Raw genomic sequence first — 18,803 nt, 5'->3', positions numbered from 1 at the left:
CTCCTTATTTGTGTTGTTGCATCAAGGCTTCTAATGCATCCAAGCCTTTATTTAGATCTGTTTTTATGGTTGATTTATGTTGACAATACTCATCATCAACTACTTTTAATGCGGCACTACCGTCAAATACTGGCAACGGTTTAATTTGTCGTGGTTTAGCAAGATCTGCATCAGGAGTATCAATAAATTTTTTGCGATACTGTTCATATTCCGCAGCAGATGCTTTTTCTTGTGTATCAAGCAGTTTTTTCACGAGTTTCCGCTCTTGTGTTTCAAAGCGACGTTGTTGTCTTGCTCCCTTCATACTGTCAAAGGCAACTGTTTCTTCACATTGTGCATCACACAGATACACGCCATTTAAATCATAAACATAGACCGTGCCGTGCAGGTTGTCCGGATCAAAGCGCACGACCACCTGCGAATACTCACCACCCTGTAAAGCAGGTGAGTAGTAGCGATTTTGTTGCCCGTTAATGCGATACCCCGCTTTCAATTTAAAGCAACCGTGTTTATCCACTTTGGTGCTTTCGCCCAACATCATTAGCTGTCTAAGTTGTTCTTCGCTTGGTTTAATCGCGTCGATTTTTGCGTAATCTCTTATCCAAAGCTCATCAGCACTGTAAATCCCTTCCCCTAGTTCAGTTTGTCGACCTTTTTTGCTGTTCCAAAGCCGTACACCCTCTTCAACCACTTGCAAAAATAAGGCTTTATTTACGCCTTTTTTGTATTGGTAATCTTCAGGACGATTAATGACATCAAAGCCTGCAAAATAACCTTCTAATCTAGGATCTAAATCAATGTAACTTGGTAGAGCATCGCGTCTAAAAGCTCGTTCAATCGGTTTTGCTCGACCATTCCCTCTACCTTTAAACACTAAGGTGCGGATAACTTTAATACCGAGTCGCTCTAACAAACCTTCTACTAAGATCTCTTTGTTACGTTTACCCCGTTTTGTTTGAGTTGAGGTTTGTAAATCTGAGGCTGCACGAGTGTTATCCATTAAGATTGTTTTTGGTATGCCGTATTGCTTGATAAGGCGTAATGTCGCTTGGCGTATTTGATCACCGTTTTCGCTATCATCGACACACCACGCTAAAATGCGGCGTGTGCGGACATCTTGCCAAAACCAAGTTTTAGGTCTGATTGGTCGACTGCCATCTTCATACCAATCCACAAAGACGTTATGTTGATAACCATCACCATTAACAATTTCTAAGGCATCGAGATGAGCAACCGTTCTTTTTTGCGGTTTAATAATTTCTCGTAACGTATGTTCACCGCCACGCGCTAAGGCTAATTCTGCAGCACTAATTTCTCGTTTCACTTTACGCTTTAACCCACTTAGGCTCGGAATTGCCCAACCATTTTCTTCAGCAGCTAAACTGAGGTGGTAGTAACAAGCGTTAAATTGAGGTTGGCTTTTACGTAGATAAAGTTTTAGGAAATATTTCCACGCCGTATCATCTATTTCGGCATAGCGATTCGTGCTGTCTCGTTCAATGCGATCTAATAAAAGTGGTAGCCAGTTGCTTTGTGGGTGATTTTTTACTTTGTACCACCAGCGCTTTAAGCTGCCTCGGCTAACAGTTTCACCTTCTTGCCCATTAAAACTCTCAACAACAAGATCAATGGCCTCCATCAACTTGTAACGTAACTCTAAGAGCTTTTTCAGCTTCATTACTGCATCAAAACGATGTTCTGCACGTTGTTCTTGCTCGTTGGTGGCAGAGGCAAGGACATTCCAAGCGCTTTCGCTTAATACTTGTTCTTGCGCTTTTACTTTTTGGGTCTTTACCTTTTCAATTTCAGGTTTGTTGACACGCTTTTCTTTAAGCAGGATTTCTGCTTGGATACTTAGCGGGAGGGAAGAAAATTCAAATTCTATACCACCACCTTTACCCATTCTTGGACGATAAACCCAGTTTTCCCTCTTAGCTTTAGCTTGAACATTTTTAGCAGCATGAGGTGCTGAATTTAACTTAAACGCTGCAATTTCAACTGAGGTATAATGAGTTTTTACACTTAAGTTAATCATAAACGTTTCCTTTTAGTTTTAAAATCGTTTATGATTTAAACTTGGTTTAAAGTTACGTCTTGCGTATCGAGTCGCCCAAATTTGCTCAGGCTCAACCCCTATAGCCGCAGCAATAACATTTTCCATTTTTGGGTAAGACTTAGTAATCGCTGAATTTAGAGTGCTATAACTAACCCCGCTCTCTCTGGCAAGCGAGCGGAGAGTCCAGCCTCTTTTGCGTAACGCATAAACAATATCCGCACGATCCCAATCCGCTGCGGTTTTTTTTAACTGTTCTAATACGACCATTGAATGTACTCCGTTTATGTATTCAATGGTTGTATTAAAACGTAAAAGTTTTACTTAGTCAATAGTAAAAGTTTCAAATTTCATTAAAAATAAAACTTTTATTTAATTTTTTAATTAAATCAAAGGGTTAATTTGAACATGTACGATTTTTTATTTATTTCAGAGAACGTAAAAGATGAGTAAGCCAAACATTTACGATCTAGGGTTTTCAAAAAGAATGGAAATCTTAATAGAAGAACACGGAGGAAGCATTGCTACTTTTGCACAAAAGTTAGATGTATCTCCACCAACAGTGGCAAGGTGGCTCAAAGGGCAAGCTGATCCCACACGAACCAACATGATAAAAATATCTCAAGCAACCGGCGTTAGTTTAGAGTGGTTAGCCACAGGAAACTGCGCCGATACAGTACCTTCTATACACACAGAACCCGAACCAACAATAGAGCAGGCCTTGCAAGCCTTGCAACGGGCCATAGAACGCCAAAAACCAAAGGATAACCCTATACTTGATGGACAGCCTTTAAAAGTAGAAGAAATGACAGTGATCCGCAATTATCGCAAAACGGACGACAGGGGAAGAGAGGCTATTTTAACGTTATCTTTTTCAATGCTAGGTTTTGCAACAAATACTGCCAGTGATAACGACAAGGATGAAGCAATCGCTAAGGCAGCGAATGGATCTTAACCAGCAAGCAAGTAATGACCCACATTTTAATTTGGTTTAAATGCTATTTTAACGAGCATTAAAATTTCTCACTTTATGTGATTTTTTTCGGGCATTTCAGTATTTTTTCTCATTTTGTATGGTTTCTATATTTTACCTACAAAAAAAGGCTTGATATTACGTCAAGCCTTGTCATTCCTAATTTCTTTACCCGCTTATTCCAATTTTTTCCAACCAATTCCCTATTTATTTTATTTCTCATTTTATGTGGTCCTTCACATTGGTTAACGATATCAAAGTGATCTACGGTAATAGTGCCGCTGTCTGGCTGCATTAACCCAATTAAATGACGAATTAAAGTTGTTTTCCCTGCGCCATCTGGCCCAACTAACCCAGTAATTTTTCCTGGATAAATTTGTGCAGAAATATGATCTAACGCTAAAGTATCCATTCCCTTAAAATGTTTACTTACGCTATCAATTACCACTATTGGTTGCGTCATCATCACGCCTCAGCTATTTTTTCTTAATCACTAAGGTTACTGGCATTCCTTGATGCAATCCCGCATCATCTTGCTCAATTAAAACTTTAAACCGATAAACTAACTCTGTTCTGAGTTGCTCACTCTCAACATTTTTTGGTGTAAATTCTGCTTGTGGTGAAATAAAACCTATTTTGCCCTGATACTCTGCACCACTATCCGTTAAGACTGTGACCACTTCACCTTGATGAATTTGCCCCAAGTTTGTTTCATCTACATAGGCTCTAACCCAGACAGGTTTAGTTAAGGCAATAGAATAGATTGGCAATCCGGCACTAACGATACTGCCTTTTTCGCGTACACGTGTTAATACCGTACCATCACTTGGTGCAAAAAGTTCAGTATCAGCTAAACGTGTTTCAGCCAACGAAACTAACGATTTAGCGAGATCCACTTGCGCAATTGCCTGATCACGACCAGCCACTACTTCATCATAATCTGCCGCTGACATCGCATTTTTTTGCATCAAAGAAACGCTACGTTGATAAAGTTTTTCTGCCTTGATAAATACCGCTTCTGCCGCTGCTAATTTGGCTTTTGCCAATGCAAGCTCATCTTGAAAAGATTTTTGATCTAATCTGGCAAGTAAATAGCCTTGTTTTACCTGATCGCCTTCATCAACAAATAATTCATTGACCCGTCCAGCTACTTTGAAACCTAAACTGACATCACGAATATCGACATTACCATAGAGTTTTAACTCGGTTAAATTTGCCGTTTGTTGTTGATGTTGTTGGAACAGATAAAAACCACTTAATCCGAGAACAACAAGAAGTAATAAAACTAAACTCTTTTTCATCGCATAGCTCCTATTTATTCACCTGCTCGCAAAAAGCTTAGTTTCATCATACTCCTATCACACGTTCCCTTCATCCACTTGAGATCAAGAATGTGATACACAACTAAAAAATTTCAATTGTAACTATTTAGTTTGCTATTTTCGGGCTTATAACTTCAAATAAAATGGTTGGAACATAGGAATGACATCGGAATGATACTGATGTTGTTCAGTATAAATGGTTAATTTAGTTTGTTTCGGTACAACCTTATTTGATGATTTCATAAAGCTTAATAACATACGTTGCGCTGTTTTACCTTCCTTGGTCGTCACTTCGCAAATCTCATCACAAACCAAATCAGTTACCATTGTTTTAACCTGTTGTAATAACAACTCACCGGATTGAAACGGCAAAACAAATTGGATTTTACCTTGTGTCGTCAAACAATGATTTGCTGCCATTAACCAAGCTAAGTGTGAAGATTTACCAAGATATCGCGCAGTTTCACGATGATCATCACGACATTTACTGGCGGTGGCAAAATAAGGTGGATTGGCGACAATTAAATCAAATTGTTGCGAACTATTTTGACAAAAATCTGCAATATTTTGATGCACTATTGATACACGCTGCGGCCATGGCGACATAGCTACATTTTCTAATGCTTGCCGATAAGCATTATCTTCAATTTCAACACCAACAATTTGGCAATTTGCTGTTGTCCGTTGCGCCAACATCAACGCAATTAACCCGGTACCACAGCCTAAATCTAAAATCGCATTAACTTTTGTTACATCAGCCCAAGCGCCCAATAACACACCATCAGTGCCAACTTTCATTGCGCATTGATCATGATAAATTTGGAATTGTTTAAAGCGGAAACCGGAACCTGTTGTCATTGCAGAATATTTCGTACTACTAGGATTGAATAAGGATATTTTAATAAAATTTCGCTATAATTCGAGGCTGATTTTATACTTTAGAGAGTTTTTATGACTATTGCGACTTTTGATGAATTTGAACTTGCGCCTGAATTATTAAAAGCATTAGCGAAAAAAGGGCTTTCTCGTCCGACAGCTATTCAATGTGAAGCAATTCCTGCAGCAATGGATGCACATGATGTGTTAGGTTCATCACCAACTGGTACTGGTAAAACAATCGCTTTCTTATTACCAGCCATTCAATATTTACTTGATTTTCCACGTCGTAAACCTGGTGCTCCTCGTGTATTAATTTTAACACCAACACGAGAATTAGCGATGCAAGTGGCGGAACAAGCGGAACAACTAGCTTGTTTTACTTCATTAAGTATTGCCACTATTACAGGCGGCGTTGCTTATCAAAATCATGGTGAAATTTTTAATAAAAACCAAGATATGGTCATCGCCACTCCCGGTCGCTTATTGCAATACATTAAAGAGGAAAATTTCGATTGTCGTGCAGTCGAAATTTTAATTTTTGACGAAGCAGACCGTATGTTACAAATGGGTTTTGGACAAGATGCTGAACAAATTGCTGCTGAAACTCGTTGGCGCAAACAAACAATGCTCTTTTCTGCTACGCTGGAAGGTGAGGCTTTAACTGATTTTGCCGAACGTTTATTAAATGATCCAGTTGAAGTAAATGCAGAACCAAGTCGTCGTGAACGTAAAAAAATTCAGCAATGGTATTACCATGCCGATAGTCGTGAACATAAGATTAAATTATTGGCGCGCACCATTGTCGATGAGCAAGTTAGCAAAGGTATTATTTTTGTCCGTCGTCGTGAAGAAGTTAGAGAATTATCGGAAATTCTACGTAAACGTGGCATTCGTAGCGCCTATCTTGAAGGTGAAATGGCTCAAACTCAACGCAATAATGCAATTGAGAAATTGCGTGATGGTACAGTGACAGTACTTGTTGCCACTAATGTTGCCGCGCGTGGAATTGATATTGATGATATTTCACACGTTTTAAACTTTGACTTACCTTATAACGCTGATATTTATTTGCATCGTATTGGGCGTACTGCTCGTGCCGGTAAAAAAGGAACGGCAATTTCCTTTGTTGAGGTGCACGATTATCCGCTATTAGGTAAAATTCGTCGCTATACTGGTGAATTATTGAAAGCTAGAGTTATCGCTGATCTTGCGCCACGCACTAAACCACCGAAAGATGGCGATGTGAAGAAAGTAAGTAAAAAACAAAAGGCGAAAATTAAGCAAAAACGAGAAGAAGCAAAAGAAGCTGCCGAGAAGAAAAAACGTAAAGTGCGTTTGCGTGATAAGAAAAATATCGGTAAACGTCGTGTACCAACTGCTGTACGTCTTGCACAAGAGCAACAAAAGGACAATTAAAAATGATGATGTGGTTATTGCTTTTAATGGCGATAGTATTTGAAGTCATTGGTACTACCAGCTTACGTTATAGCAATGGTTTTACACAACCTCTCTATACATTGATTACTTTAGGCTGTTATGTAGCCAGTTTCTTTCTACTTTCAAAAATTGTCCAATCCATTCCAATCGGTATTGCCTATGCCGTTTGGTCAGGTGTTGGTATTCTATTTATCGCTTTAATTGGACGCTTTTTATTTAAACAATATATAGATTTCGCAGCGATCATTGGTATTGTGTTTATCTTGATCGGTGTCTTAATTATTAATTTATTCTCGCAAACAGCGGGACATTAACGTATAGAGGAATTTATGAACGTATCTCCATTTAGTGTCGTTATTTTGGCTGCGGGTAAAGGTACTCGTATGTATTCAGATTTACCAAAAGTGTTGCATCCAATCGCAGGCAAACCAATGGTAAAACACGTTATCGACACTGTTTCACAATTAGGTGCAAAACACATCCATCTCGTGTATGGACATGGCGCAGACTTATTACAACAACGTCTAGCGAACGAAAAAGTAAATTGGGTATTACAGGCAGAACAATTAGGTACAGGACACGCAATGCAACAAGCTGCGCCTTATTTTGCTGATGATGAAACCATTGTGATGTTATATGGCGATGGGCCGTTGATTTCTGCTGCTACCATTCAACAACTGTTGGCAGCCAAACCAGAAAATGGTATCGCTTTATTAACTGTAAAATTAGACAATCCAACAGGTTACGGTCGTATCTTACGTGAGCATAACCAACCTGATGGCAATATTATTGGTATTGTTGAACAAAAAGATGCTTCTCCAGAACAATTGAAAATCCAAGAGATTAATACTGGTCTATTGGCTTGTGATGGTAAAAATCTTAAAAAATGGTTATCACAATTAACCAATAATAATGCACAAAAGGAGTATTACATCACTGACATCATTGCGATGGCATATCAAGATGGTCGCCAAGTAGTAGCCGTTCATCCGCAAGATCCAATGGAAGTAGAAGGCGTCAATAACCGCTTACAACTTGCTCGCTTAGAACGTTACTATCAACAAAAAAATGCGGAACGTTTAATGTTAGAAGGCGTTACGCTATTTGATCCTAACCGCTTCGATCTGCGTGGTACCTTAACTCATGGTAAAGATATCGAAATCGACATTAACGTGGTGATTGAAGGGGATGTAAAACTCGGTAATCGTGTAAAAATTGGAGCTGGTTGCGTACTTAAAAATGTCGAAATCGGTGATGATGTTGAAATTAAACCTTACTCTGTATTTGAAGATGCCATCATTGGTAATGGCGCACAAGTAGGCCCGTTCTCACGTTTACGTCCAGGAGCAAAACTTGCTGAAAATACCCACGTTGGTAACTTTGTGGAAATCAAAAAAGCCACTGTTGGAGTCGGGTCGAAAGTCAATCACCTTACCTATATTGGCGACAGTGTGATCGGTAAAGAGTGTAATATCGGCGCTGGCGTCATCACCTGTAACTATGACGGTGCTAATAAATTCCAAACCACTATTGGCGATAATGTGTTTGTTGGTTCGGATGTTCAATTGGTGGCGCCGGTTTCAGTAGCAGATGGTGCAACTATCGGCGCTGGTTCAACGATTACTCGCGATGTTGGCGAAAATGAATTGGTGATCACCCGAGTTCCACAAAAACATATTCAAGGCTGGCAACGACCAACGAAGAAAAAAGGTTAAGTTAGCTTAATTTTTCAACAAAAATGCAGCTTAATAAGGCTGCATTTTTTTATTTTTGTGATCTCGTCCAAACTTCTGAAATTAAAATTATTCTCCATATTTACAAATATAATGGAGTGGACTTATCATTAGTTCATCATTTAATCCATTCAAATGCGGTATCAAGGAATGGTCTTTTCACAAACTCTGAGGGTGATACTATGAAATTACAAAAAACTATTCTCCATTCTATGATCGTTGCTGGACTTTCTGTGGCAGCTTTCGCAGCTCAAGCAGGCCAATATCCAGATCTTCCTGTTGGTATTAAAAGCGGCGGCGGTGCATTAATTGGTGATACCGTATATGTTGGTTTAGGTTCTGGTGCAGATAAATTCTATGCACTTAATTTAAAATCTGCGAAAGATGGCTGGAAAGAAATTGCGGCATTCCCTGGCGGCGATCGTGCTCAACCAGTGGTAACTGCAGTTGAAGGCAAACTCTATGTCTTTGGTGGTTTACAAAAGAACGAAAAAGGCGAATTACAATTAGTGAATGACGCTTATAGCTATGATCCACAAAACAATACTTGGACTAAATTACCAACTCGTTCTCCATTAGGACTTGTCGGTGCAACCGGCGTAAATTATGGTGATAAAGTATTCATCGTTGGTGGTTCTAACTTATCTATCTTCAATGGTTACTTCCAAGACTATACTGCTGCTGGTACAGATAAAGCAAAACAAGAAGCAGTAATGGGCGCTTACTTCAACCAACGTCCACAAGATTACTTCTTTAATACCACTTTCTTCAGCTATCAACCATCTACTAACAAATGGCGTAACGAAGGACAATTACCATTCTCCGGTCGTGCTGGTGCAGCAGTAACAGTAAAAGGTGATGTTATTACTGTAATTAATGGTGAAATCAAACCGGGCTTGAGAACTGCGGAAGCAAGCCAAGGTAAATTCAATAAATTCGGTACCGTAGATTGGAAAAAACTTCCTAACTTACCAGATCCAGCAAAAGGTGTTGTACAAGAAGGTTTAGCTGGCGCTTATGCTGGTTATAGTAATGGCTATTTAGTGGTAACTGGTGGTGCAAACTTCCCTGGTTCAACTAAACAATTTAAAGAAGGCAAACTCTTCGCTCACCAAGGACTCAAAAAAGCTTATCCTGCAGAAGTATTTAGCTTAGATAAAGGTAAATGGAAACAAATCGGCAAATTACCTTATGGTTCAGGCTATGGTGTCACCGTTTCTTATGACAATAAGATTTTATTAATCGGTGGGGAAACTGATGGCGGTAAACCATTAACAGCGGTGAGAGAACTTAGCTTTGATGGTAAAAAACTTACTGTTGAATAATTAAATCCGTTCCTCTTGAAAACATTTTTTAAGCATGGGTACTCTCCCCCATGCTTTTTTTATTTCAATGACATACCTTCTTTACAACTAAACCTTAAAATTGATCTGATTAAGTAGTACACTATAGGAACTTGTTTGACTTCAACAGAAGAGGCTTACCATGAAACCTTATTTAATTGCACCATCTATTCTTTCTGCTAATTTAGCTCATTTAGGTGATGACGTGAAAAATGTGCTAGCCGCTGGTGCTGACGTGATCCATTTTGATGTAATGGATAATCATTATGTACCCAACCTTACCTTTGGTCCTGCTATTTGCCAAGCACTACGTGATGACGGCATTACCGCTCCGATTGATGTACATTTAATGGTAAAACCTGTTGATCGTCTTATTCCTGATTTTGCGAAAGCGGGTGCAACTTCTATTACTTTCCACCCTGAAGCAAGCGAGCATATTGATCGTTCTTTACAACTGATTCGTGATTGCGGCTGTCAAGCTGGTTTGGTTTTTAATCCTGCCACACCATTAAGCTATCTTGATTATGTTATGGATAAAATTGATATTATTTTGATTATGTCGGTCAATCCAGGTTTTGGTGGACAATCATTCTTACCTTCTGCTTTAGTCAAATTACAACAAGCTCGCGAACGTATTAAAGCAAGTGGTCGAGATATTCGTCTTGAAGTCGATGGCGGTGTCAAAATTGATAATATCGCTGAAATCGCACGTGCTGGTGCCGATATGTTCGTTGCTGGTTCTGCTATTTTTGGTAAGCCAGATTATCAGCAAGTCATTAGTGCAATGCGCCAACAACTTGCGAGCGTCAATCTATAACAATAAAAAATAAGGAAATTATATGAGTCAATTTAAAGCCATTGGTTTTGATCTGGATGGCACTATCATAAATAGTCTGCCAGATTTGACGTTAGCCGTTGGCAATACCTTTCAAGAATTCAATCTACCTCGTCCTAGCGAAGATAACGTATTAACCTGGATTGGTAACGGTGCTGATATTCTATTAGCTCGTGCCTTAGAATGGGCAGGTTCAACACCAGATCAAACCACTTTACAACAGATGAAAGCTCGCTTTAATGTGCATTACGGTGAGAACATTTGTAATAAAAGCGTGTTGTATCCACAAGTGAAAGAAACTTTAATCAGCCTTAAAGAACAAGGTTTCTTACTTGCTATCGTCACCAATAAACCAACACAACATGTTGTGCCGGTGCTTAAAGCCTTTGGCATTGATCATTTATTTGCGGAAACCTTAGGCGGACAATCCCTACCTGCGATCAAGCCACACCCAGCACCACTTTACTACCTTTGTGGCAAATTCGGTATTTTACCGAAAGAATTATTATTTGTTGGCGATTCTAAAAATGATATTTTAGCTGCTCGCGCTGCCGGTTGTGCAGTAGTGGGTTTAACTTACGGCTATAACTATAATATTCCAATTGCGGAATCAAATCCTGATTGGGTATTCAGTGATTTTGCAAACATTTTAACCATTGTGTAATCGAATTAAGGAAAGAAAATGAGTAAAAAACCTATTGTATTTAGTGGTGTTCAGCCTTCTGGCGAATTGACTATTGGTAACTATCTCGGTGCATTACGCCAATGGGTAAAAATGCAAGATGACTACGAATGTCTATTCTGTGTGGTAGATTTACACGCCATTACAGTTCGTCAAGATCCAGAAGCTTTACGCAAAGCGACCCTTGATGTGTTAGCGCTTTATCTCGCTTGTGGTATTGATCCAAAGAAAAGTACGATTTTTGTACAATCACATGTTCCTGAGCATGCGCAATTAGCGTGGGTATTAAATTGTTACACCTATTTCGGTGAAATGGGTCGTATGACGCAATTTAAAGATAAATCCGCACGTTATGAAGGCAATGTCAGCGTTGGCTTGTTTACTTATCCTGTATTAATGGCTGCCGATATTTTGTTATATCAAGCTAAACAAGTACCAGTTGGTGATGACCAAAAACAACACCTCGAAATCACGCGTGATATTGCCCAACGTTTTAATGCACTTTATGGCGATATCTTCACTATTCCAGAAGTGTTTATTCCTAAAGCTGGTGCACGTGTTATGTCACTTCTTGACCCAACTAAGAAAATGTCAAAATCTGATGACAACCGTAACAACGTAATTGGTTTATTAGAAGATCCAAAAGCAGTAGCGAAGAAAATTAAACGTGCAATGACCGATTCCGAAGAGCCACCTCGTATTAAATTTGATATCGAGAATAAACCAGGTGTATCAAATCTATTAAGCATCTTATCGGCAATTACGGATAAATCAATTCCAGAATTAGAAGCGGAATTTGAAGGTAAAATGTATGGTCATTTGAAAGGAGCAGTAGCTGATGAAGTTTCAGCAATGCTTACTCAATTACAAGAACGCTATTATCATTTCCGTAATAATGAAGAACTGCTTAATCAGATTTTGCGTGAAGGTGCAGAAAAAGCGAAAGCCAAAGCAAAAGAAACTTTAGAACAAGTTTATAAAGCAGTGGGTTTTGTACTATAAAATCAAATAAATAGCCCCTCGTTGAGGGGCTTAAAACCACAACAAAGATCTTCTTATCAAACAAACTTTTTAATATTTTTCTTTGTTCCAGTCGTAAGATTGATGCAGTAACACAATATAAATTCCAAATCCTTAAGCGAAATTTCACTCACATAAAAAGGATCGCCTATCAAATCAAAATGGATCGCTAACTTTACTAAGTTTTCATAAAAATTTTTTAATTTCTGCGCTAACCCATTGTTTTTTTTTTTTTTTTTTTATACTTGGAAAGTTTTGCTGTTTTGTTTTGATTTTTTGCAAAAATTCAGCAATTCATATGTACCTTTATCTTCTCCTAACTAATTTTTATGGGATTTTTTTATGCAAAATTTTTCTTTAAAAACAACCTCGCTTGCTATACTTATTTCACTAGCTACTGTTTCCTGTGGTGGATCATCTGGTGGAAACGAACAACCTAAAACAGTTAAACTTCCCCAAACTGATACAAAAACAAACATTACTGCAGAAACTAACACCGATACAAGCAAAACCCAGCAACCCAACACACAAAACAACAACGAACTTACAATATTAAAAGACAAAATTAATACTATTGAAAACCAACTAAACTCACTTTCTAAGCAAGGCAATTTATCAGACAATGCGCAACTAATTGCTAATCTAGCCACCCTACAAGCAGAGAAAAATCAGTTAGAAAAAGAAAAAAACACACTAAATAACTCTATCAATAAACTTAATGAAGAAAAAGCAAAACTACAATCTGATGTTGATACATTAGATAATCAATTAAAAAATATGAATAATGCTTTGACTGAAAAAGAAGACAGCATTGTAGCGTTCAACAAACAAATTAGTGATCTTTATAACCAAATTAGCGAAAAAGAGAATGAGTTATGGACGCTACGCAATAAAGCAGCACAAGTTGATCAATTATCAGCAAGGATTAATGAATTATTGGAAAAAGCTTATCCTTACACCGAAACAGACGAACAGAGGAATATTCGCTTAGCCCGAGAAGCAGATCTTAGCGAGTTTATTGCGCCTAAAAGAGTTATAGGTACTAATAATGAAATGTATGAAAGCAATATTACTGCTAATGGTAGTAGAACCGAACATACTATTAAAGGCGGAACACTAATAACAAATGTATTTGGTCAAATTTTTTCATCTCTATCTTACAACTATAATTTAGAAGATGCTGGACACTCGATTGTGTTATCACTCATAGGCGATAAAGTCGAACCTACTCGAGCAGATAACAACTTTGTGTACTATCTTTATGGAGGTAATCCAACTAAAGCTAGTCAATTAACTGAATTACAAACACAAGGTTCCGCAAAATATATAGGTATTGCAAATAAAATACATGATAACTATCCAAATAATATTAATTTAGTTAATGGTAGCATCACTTTAGATGTTAATTTTGCCCAACGTTCTATATCAGGTAGAATCGAATATCCTGAAGATCAATACAATAATATTCAATCTTCTTTTATTACTTTAAATTCTGCAGAAATAACTACACATACAGGATCACTCGAATTTTCTGGTCAGGCTTATCATAACGGAACAGAGCAGGCTAAATATAGCGGTATGTTTATGGGGAAAGATGCTAAACAAGTGTCAGGTATTGTAAAGAAAGAAAATGAGTTTTCCACTTATAAAGACGTTTTAGCTGTATTCACTGCCGAAAAACAATAATCCTCTTTAACCCATCCCTAGCCTAAGTGCTAGGGAATTTAACTTACCATTATGGCTATGAAAAAATTCTACTTATTCCCTGCCTTGCTTGTTAGTCTGTCAGCATTTGCTGATTTTTCCACTAATACACCTCAATCAGCAAATGTATTAGCTAAGCAAATAGATTTAGCTATTTATCAAAATGATATACCACAATTATATATTTTGTTGGAAAAATACCGTTCTGTTCCTGACGCAGAAAAAAATACAATTTTAGAGCTATTTGCCGAAAGCGTCCTCGCCAAAGCACAACAAGACTACACTACTGCAATCCGTTTGTTGCGTGAAATTTTGGCACAAAACCCTGCATTAAACCCAGTGCGGATTGAACTGGCAAAAGTATTATTTTTAGACCAGCAAAATAACGAAGCGGAAATGCAGTTTAAACAAGCAAAATCAGACCATATTCCGCCGCAAGTTGAACAACTCATCAACTTGTATCTTAACGCCATTCAACAAAGAAATAGTTGGTACAGCTATATCAATACTTACTATGTGCAAACAAAAAATGTCAATAACACTGCATCCTCTCGCAACATTGAAAACACCGGCTTTATTAAAAATGACGATATGCTGCCACAGTCAGCACACGGGATTGCCTTTAATCTGACCATAGGTAAAGATAGTAACCTCAGCCAATCGCACTATCTTGCCCTCGTAAATAACTTTTCAGGGAAATATTACTGGGATAAACACGACTACACCGATATACAAAATCGCTTGAGTGTGGGCTATAAACGAAAAAGTGCTGCGCAACAATTCGCTATTCTCCCTTTCTATGAGTGGCGTTGGCTTGCTAATAAACGTTATCAACAAAATAGTGGTTTAAGTTTAGAGTGGTCAAAATGGCTCAATAACAATCTGCAACTCTCAGCGAATTGGGAATATAGCCGCAATCGTTATCCGACTAATCAGAACTTAAACGGATATAATCAGCTCTTTTCTACCACTCTTTTATGGTTACCAAATAGCACCCAACTATTTTATCTTGGTACCGATTTTCAGCTTGAAAAAACACGAGTCAAACAATACAGCAATCGCACTCATAGCGTGCGTACTGGTTGGAAACAAGAATGGCGAGCGGGTATTTCCACTCAACTCAACTTGAGTTTCAGCCAACGGAAGTTTCAAGATAAAGCGGTATTAGGCGGAATTTTGCCACTGAATAAAGTTCGTCAAGATAAAATCTATAATGCGAGTCTTACCCTTTGGAAACGTGATTGGCACTACTGGGATATTACGCCAAAACTCCGCTTAACGTGGAAAAAACAAGCAAGCAATATTTCTACAATGTACTCTTATAGCGATAAAAATATTAACTTGTTATTTGAGAAAAGTTTTTAAAGAATAGAAACCTCTAGTCACACTAGAGGTTTCAGCCCCACCGAAGGGCTTAGTTTTTAACTTAAGAAATAACGATACGCTTTACTATCAGTAACATCTTGGCAAACATACCCTAACTTACTAAGGTGTTGTTTGAAGTCATCCAAATCATCCTTTTCAAATTGGAAGCCAGCCAAAATATTGCCATAGTCAGCGCCATGTGCACGATAATGGAACAACGAAATATTCCAATGCGTTCCCAATGTTTCCAAGAACTTCAATAAAGCGCCTTTTTGCTCTGGGAATTCAAAGCTATACAGACGTTCTAATTTATCGCTATTTGGACGTCCGCCGATCATATAACGAATATGGGTTTTTGCGACATCATCATCTGTCATATCTTCGACATAGAAGCCAGCTTGGCTTAAATCATTAATGATTTCCGCTTTTTCCGCTTCATTAATGGTACGCACCCCAACAAAAATACAGGCTTTCTGCTCATCGGCATAACGATAATTAAACTCTGTCACCGATCTATTTCCTAATAAATGGCAAAAGGTTAGGAAACTTCCTTTTTGTTCAGGAATCGTTACCGCTAATAAGGCTTCTCGATTTTCTCCAATTTCACAACGTTCGGAAACGTAACGCAAAGTATGGAAATTCAAGTTTGCACCAGACAAAATCGCTGCCAGATTTTCACCTTTAATTTGATGCTGACGAGCATATTTTTTTAAGCCTGCTAACGATAAAGCGCCTGAAGGTTCAGCAATAGCGCGGACATCTTCAAATAGATCTTTCATCGCCGCACAAACTTCATCACTATCTACTAACACAACATCATCAAGATATTGTTGGCATAAACGGAAAGTTTCATCACCAATGCGTTTTACCGCTACCCCATCAGCAAATAGGCCTACACGCTCTAAATCAACAGGTTTTTTCGCTTGTAATGCCGCATATAAACAAGCAGAATCTTTGGACTCCACGCCAATTACTTTAATCTCCGGCATCATTTGCTTAATCAATACGGCAACGCCTGCTGCCATACCGCCGCCACCAACAGGCACAAAAATTCGATCAAGATCGGAATTTTGTTGCAGCATTTCCATTGCCAAAGTGCCTTGTCCTGCGATGACTAACGGATGATCAAATGGCGGAATAAACGTCATTTTTTTGCTTTGCGAAAGCTCTATTGCTTTCGCTTTCGCTTCATCAAAGTTCGCTCCATAGAGCAATACTTCTCCGCCAAAACCTCGTACTGAATCCACTTTAATACTTGGTGTATTTTGTGGCATCACGATTAACGCTTTTAAGCCTAATAATTTTGCTGATAAAGCTACACCTTGCGCATGGTTGCCAGCAGAAGCAGCAATTACGCCTGCTGCTTTCTGTTCTGCGGTTAATGTGGATAACATTGCATAAGCACCACGCAATTTAAAACTATGTACAGGCTGACGATCTTCACGCTTGATAAAGATTTGATTATCTAAGCGATTTGACAGTTTTTCCATTTTTTGCAGCGGCGTCACCTGCGCCGCTTCATACACTTTTGAACCTAATTTAACAATTGCCTTTAAATATTCAGTTCCGCTTGGCTGCGCTGCTGCCAATAATGTTTGCATATCCATATCAGTACCGCTTATAGTTTGCTACGGTCACGTACCGCACCTTTATCTGCACTGGTTGCTAAAGAAGCGTAAGCTTTTAGTGCATAGGAAACATGACGTTGGCGATCTTTTGGTTTCCAACCATATTGATCTTTTTCCGCACGACGTTTACTTAATTCTGCTTCATCGACCAATAACTCAATCTTACGTTGTGGAATATTAATCGAAATTAAATCACCATCTTCGACTAAACCAATCGTACCACCGTTAGCCGCTTCTGGAGAAACGTGACCAATTGATAAGCCGGAAGTACCGCCTGAGAAACGACCATCAGTTAATAATGCACACGCCTTACCTAGCCCCATTGATTTTAGATAGCTTGTTGGATAAAGCATTTCTTGCATACCCGGTCCGCCTTTTGGACCTTCATAACGGATCACCACAACATCACCAGCAACTACTTTACCGCCTAAAATCGCTTCTACTGCTGCTTCTTGGCTTTCATACACTTTTGCTGGGCCTTTGAAAGTTAAAATACTTTCATCCACTCCAGCGGTTTTCACGATACAACCATTTTCCGCTAAGTTTCCGCTTAACATTGCTAAACCACCATCTTGGCTATACGCATGCGCTTTATCACGAATACAACCTTGTTGGCGATCATCATCTAAACTATCCCAGCGGCAATCTTGTGAAAAGGCTTCGGTAGTACGAATCCCTGCCGGACCTGCACGATAGAATGTCTTTACCGCATCACTAACATCACGTTTTACATCGTATTGGTTTAATTGTTGTTCTAACGTTAAACCTAATACGGTATGTGTTTGATTATTCAATAAATGTGCTCGATCTAGTTCACCTAAAATTCCCATTACACCACCAGCACGATGCACATCTTCCATATGGTATTTATTAGTATTTGGCGCCACTTTACATAAGCAAGGAACAACACGAGATAGACGATCAATATCCGCCATGGTGAAATCAACTTCGGCTTCTTGCGCCGCCGCTAATAAATGCAATACGGTATTAGTTGAACCACCCATTGCAATATCTAAACTCATCGCATTGTTAAAGGCATCTTTTGTCGCAATTGAACGAGGTAATACAGAAGCATCATCTTGTTCATAATAACGGCGGCAGAGTTCCATAATTTGTGAACCTGCTTGTAAGAACAATTGTTTACGATCTGCGTGAGTTGCCAAACAAGAACCATTACCCGGCAAACTTAAACCTAATGCTTCTGTTAAGCAGTTCATTGAGTTAGCGGTAAACATTCCTGAACAAGAACCGCAAGTTGGGCAAGCTGAACGCTCAATAATTTCACTATCATGATCTGAAACGTCTGGATTTGCTCCTTGGATCATAGCATCCACTAAATCTAAACGAATTAATTGATCAGAAAGTTTGGTTTTCCCTGCTTCCATTGGGCCACCAGAAACAAAGATTGTTGGAATATTAAGACGTAATGCCGCCATCAACATTCCCGGAGTGATCTTATCGCAGTTAGAAATACAGACCATCGCATCAGCACAATGCGCATTCACCATATATTCTACAGAATCAGCAATTAATTCACGTGATGGTAAGGAATAAAGCATTCCACCATGTCCCATAGCAATCCCATCATCTACGGCAATAGTATTGAATTCTTTCGCAATACCACCTGATGCTTCAATTTGCTTCGCGACTAATTGCCCTAAATCTTTCAGGTGTACATGCCCTGGTACAAATTGTGTAAATGAGTTAACCACTGCAATAATTGGTTTTCCAAAATCGCTGTCTTTTACTCCTGTGGCACGCCATAAGGCTCGCGCGCCAGCCATATTGCGGCCTTGAGTACTGGTCGCTGAACGTAATTTAGGCATAAT

At 38.7% G+C, this 18,803-nt stretch carries 17 protein-coding genes; 10 read left to right on the top strand and 7 right to left on the bottom strand.

Going from position 1 to position 18,803, the window contains the following annotated elements:
* Positions 1–4 precede the first annotated feature (4 nt).
* Both NYR30_RS00235 and NYR30_RS00230 read right to left on the bottom strand, forming a co-directional pair.
* Positions 5–2,035, bottom strand: a complete 2,031-nt coding sequence (locus NYR30_RS00235; protein ID WP_302501434.1) for a transposase domain-containing protein — start codon at positions 2,033–2,035, stop codon at positions 5–7.
* Between the two features lie 18 nt (positions 2,036–2,053).
* A complete protein-coding gene (locus tag NYR30_RS00230; protein WP_039146635.1) occupies positions 2,054–2,323 on the bottom strand; it encodes a helix-turn-helix domain-containing protein in 270 nt (89 codons plus the stop codon).
* A 175-nt stretch (positions 2,324–2,498) separates the two neighbouring features.
* Here NYR30_RS00230 and NYR30_RS00225 point away from each other — a divergent pair, with 175 nt between their 5' ends.
* A complete protein-coding gene (locus tag NYR30_RS00225) occupies positions 2,499–3,008 on the top strand; it encodes a helix-turn-helix domain-containing protein (protein ID WP_302501433.1) in 510 nt (169 codons plus the stop codon).
* A 136-nt stretch (positions 3,009–3,144) separates the two neighbouring features.
* Here NYR30_RS00225 and NYR30_RS00220 read toward each other — a convergent pair whose 3' ends face one another.
* The 3 genes from NYR30_RS00220 to NYR30_RS00210 form a co-directional block, all read right to left on the bottom strand.
* Positions 3,145–3,489, bottom strand: a complete 345-nt coding sequence (locus NYR30_RS00220; protein WP_302501432.1) for an ATP-binding cassette domain-containing protein — start codon at positions 3,487–3,489, stop codon at positions 3,145–3,147.
* A 13-nt stretch (positions 3,490–3,502) separates the two neighbouring features.
* The gene (locus tag NYR30_RS00215) at positions 3,503–4,327 is read right to left on the bottom strand and encodes an efflux RND transporter periplasmic adaptor subunit (RefSeq protein WP_066113057.1); all 825 of its coding nucleotides are present in this window, start codon (positions 4,325–4,327) and stop codon (positions 3,503–3,505) included.
* A gap of 147 nt (positions 4,328–4,474) precedes the next feature.
* On the bottom strand, positions 4,475–5,206 hold the full coding sequence (locus NYR30_RS00210; protein ID WP_066113055.1) for a tRNA1(Val) (adenine(37)-N6)-methyltransferase: 732 nt from the start codon (positions 5,204–5,206) through the stop codon (positions 4,475–4,477).
* A 93-nt stretch (positions 5,207–5,299) separates the two neighbouring features.
* On the opposite strand from NYR30_RS00210, the gene srmB reads away from it, so the two are divergent.
* The 9 genes from srmB to NYR30_RS00165 all read left to right on the top strand — a co-directional run bounded on the left by srmB (position 5,300) and on the right by NYR30_RS00165 (position 15,346).
* Complete coding sequence (gene srmB / locus NYR30_RS00205; protein WP_066113053.1) at positions 5,300–6,643, top strand: ATP-dependent RNA helicase SrmB; 1,344 nt, start codon at positions 5,300–5,302, stop codon at positions 6,641–6,643.
* Positions 6,644–6,645: 2 nt separating this feature from the next.
* Positions 6,646–6,978: a DMT family transporter gene (locus NYR30_RS00200; RefSeq protein WP_066113051.1), complete on the top strand. Its 333-nt coding sequence runs from the start codon at positions 6,646–6,648 to the stop codon at positions 6,976–6,978.
* 15 nt (positions 6,979–6,993) lie between these two features.
* Positions 6,994–8,379, top strand: a complete 1,386-nt coding sequence (glmU, locus tag NYR30_RS00195) for a bifunctional UDP-N-acetylglucosamine diphosphorylase/glucosamine-1-phosphate N-acetyltransferase GlmU (RefSeq protein ID WP_066113049.1) — start codon at positions 6,994–6,996, stop codon at positions 8,377–8,379.
* 200 nt (positions 8,380–8,579) lie between these two features.
* Complete coding sequence (locus NYR30_RS00190) at positions 8,580–9,722, top strand: N-acetylneuraminate epimerase (protein WP_066106647.1); 1,143 nt, start codon at positions 8,580–8,582, stop codon at positions 9,720–9,722.
* A 160-nt stretch (positions 9,723–9,882) separates the two neighbouring features.
* On the top strand, positions 9,883–10,557 hold the full coding sequence (gene rpe / locus NYR30_RS00185; RefSeq protein ID WP_302501430.1) for a ribulose-phosphate 3-epimerase: 675 nt from the start codon (positions 9,883–9,885) through the stop codon (positions 10,555–10,557).
* A gap of 22 nt (positions 10,558–10,579) precedes the next feature.
* On the top strand, positions 10,580–11,239 hold the full coding sequence (locus NYR30_RS00180) for a phosphoglycolate phosphatase (protein WP_302501428.1): 660 nt from the start codon (positions 10,580–10,582) through the stop codon (positions 11,237–11,239).
* A gap of 18 nt (positions 11,240–11,257) precedes the next feature.
* Entirely contained in the window at positions 11,258–12,259 is a 1,002-nt protein-coding gene (gene trpS, locus NYR30_RS00175; RefSeq protein ID WP_302501426.1) for a tryptophan--tRNA ligase, read from the top strand.
* A 360-nt stretch (positions 12,260–12,619) separates the two neighbouring features.
* Positions 12,620–13,963: a factor H binding protein domain-containing protein gene (locus tag NYR30_RS00170; RefSeq protein WP_302501415.1), complete on the top strand. Its 1,344-nt coding sequence runs from the start codon at positions 12,620–12,622 to the stop codon at positions 13,961–13,963.
* 51 nt (positions 13,964–14,014) lie between these two features.
* The gene (locus NYR30_RS00165) at positions 14,015–15,346 is read left to right on the top strand and encodes a surface lipoprotein assembly modifier (protein WP_302501414.1); all 1,332 of its coding nucleotides are present in this window, start codon (positions 14,015–14,017) and stop codon (positions 15,344–15,346) included.
* A gap of 56 nt (positions 15,347–15,402) precedes the next feature.
* Here the strand turns inward: NYR30_RS00165 and ilvA are convergent, their stop codons facing one another.
* Together ilvA and ilvD are read right to left on the bottom strand one after the other, a co-directional pair.
* Positions 15,403–16,953: a threonine ammonia-lyase, biosynthetic gene (gene ilvA / locus NYR30_RS00160; RefSeq protein ID WP_437125208.1), complete on the bottom strand. Its 1,551-nt coding sequence runs from the start codon at positions 16,951–16,953 to the stop codon at positions 15,403–15,405.
* Positions 16,954–16,964: 11 nt separating this feature from the next.
* Positions 16,965–18,800, bottom strand: a complete 1,836-nt coding sequence (gene ilvD, locus NYR30_RS00155; protein ID WP_066106635.1) for a dihydroxy-acid dehydratase — start codon at positions 18,798–18,800, stop codon at positions 16,965–16,967.
* Positions 18,801–18,803 lie beyond the last annotated feature (3 nt).

The organism is Gallibacterium salpingitidis (assembly GCF_030517105.1).
Classification (GTDB): domain Bacteria; phylum Pseudomonadota; class Gammaproteobacteria; order Enterobacterales; family Pasteurellaceae; genus Gallibacterium; species Gallibacterium salpingitidis.
Note: the sequence above shows the minus strand (reverse complement) of the source record. Positions and strands in the feature narration are given on the sequence as shown.

Excerpts from the sequence above, each read along its gene's own strand:
- NYR30_RS00235 (WP_302501434.1), bottom strand. The coding sequence starts at position 2,035 with ATGATTAACTTAAGTGTAAAAACTCATTATACCTCAGTTGAAATTGCA.
- NYR30_RS00230 (WP_039146635.1), bottom strand. The coding sequence starts at position 2,323 with ATGGTCGTATTAGAACAGTTAAAAAAAACCGCAGCGGATTGGGATCGT.
- NYR30_RS00225 (WP_302501433.1), top strand. The coding sequence starts at position 2,499 with ATGAGTAAGCCAAACATTTACGATCTAGGGTTTTCAAAAAGAATGGAA.
- NYR30_RS00220 (WP_302501432.1), bottom strand. The coding sequence starts at position 3,489 with ATGACGCAACCAATAGTGGTAATTGATAGCGTAAGTAAACATTTTAAG.
- NYR30_RS00215 (WP_066113057.1), bottom strand. The coding sequence starts at position 4,327 with ATGAAAAAGAGTTTAGTTTTATTACTTCTTGTTGTTCTCGGATTAAGT.
- NYR30_RS00210 (WP_066113055.1), bottom strand. The coding sequence starts at position 5,206 with ATGACAACAGGTTCCGGTTTCCGCTTTAAACAATTCCAAATTTATCAT.
- srmB (WP_066113053.1), top strand. The coding sequence starts at position 5,300 with ATGACTATTGCGACTTTTGATGAATTTGAACTTGCGCCTGAATTATTA.
- NYR30_RS00200 (WP_066113051.1), top strand. The coding sequence starts at position 6,646 with ATGATGATGTGGTTATTGCTTTTAATGGCGATAGTATTTGAAGTCATT.
- glmU (WP_066113049.1), top strand. The coding sequence starts at position 6,994 with ATGAACGTATCTCCATTTAGTGTCGTTATTTTGGCTGCGGGTAAAGGT.
- NYR30_RS00190 (WP_066106647.1), top strand. The coding sequence starts at position 8,580 with ATGAAATTACAAAAAACTATTCTCCATTCTATGATCGTTGCTGGACTT.
- rpe (WP_302501430.1), top strand. The coding sequence starts at position 9,883 with ATGAAACCTTATTTAATTGCACCATCTATTCTTTCTGCTAATTTAGCT.
- NYR30_RS00180 (WP_302501428.1), top strand. The coding sequence starts at position 10,580 with ATGAGTCAATTTAAAGCCATTGGTTTTGATCTGGATGGCACTATCATA.
- trpS (WP_302501426.1), top strand. The coding sequence starts at position 11,258 with ATGAGTAAAAAACCTATTGTATTTAGTGGTGTTCAGCCTTCTGGCGAA.
- NYR30_RS00170 (WP_302501415.1), top strand. The coding sequence starts at position 12,620 with ATGCAAAATTTTTCTTTAAAAACAACCTCGCTTGCTATACTTATTTCA.
- NYR30_RS00165 (WP_302501414.1), top strand. The coding sequence starts at position 14,015 with ATGGCTATGAAAAAATTCTACTTATTCCCTGCCTTGCTTGTTAGTCTG.
- ilvA (WP_437125208.1), bottom strand. The coding sequence starts at position 16,953 with ATGGATATGCAAACATTATTGGCAGCAGCGCAGCCAAGCGGAACTGAA.
- ilvD (WP_066106635.1), bottom strand. The coding sequence starts at position 18,800 with ATGCCTAAATTACGTTCAGCGACCAGTACTCAAGGCCGCAATATGGCT.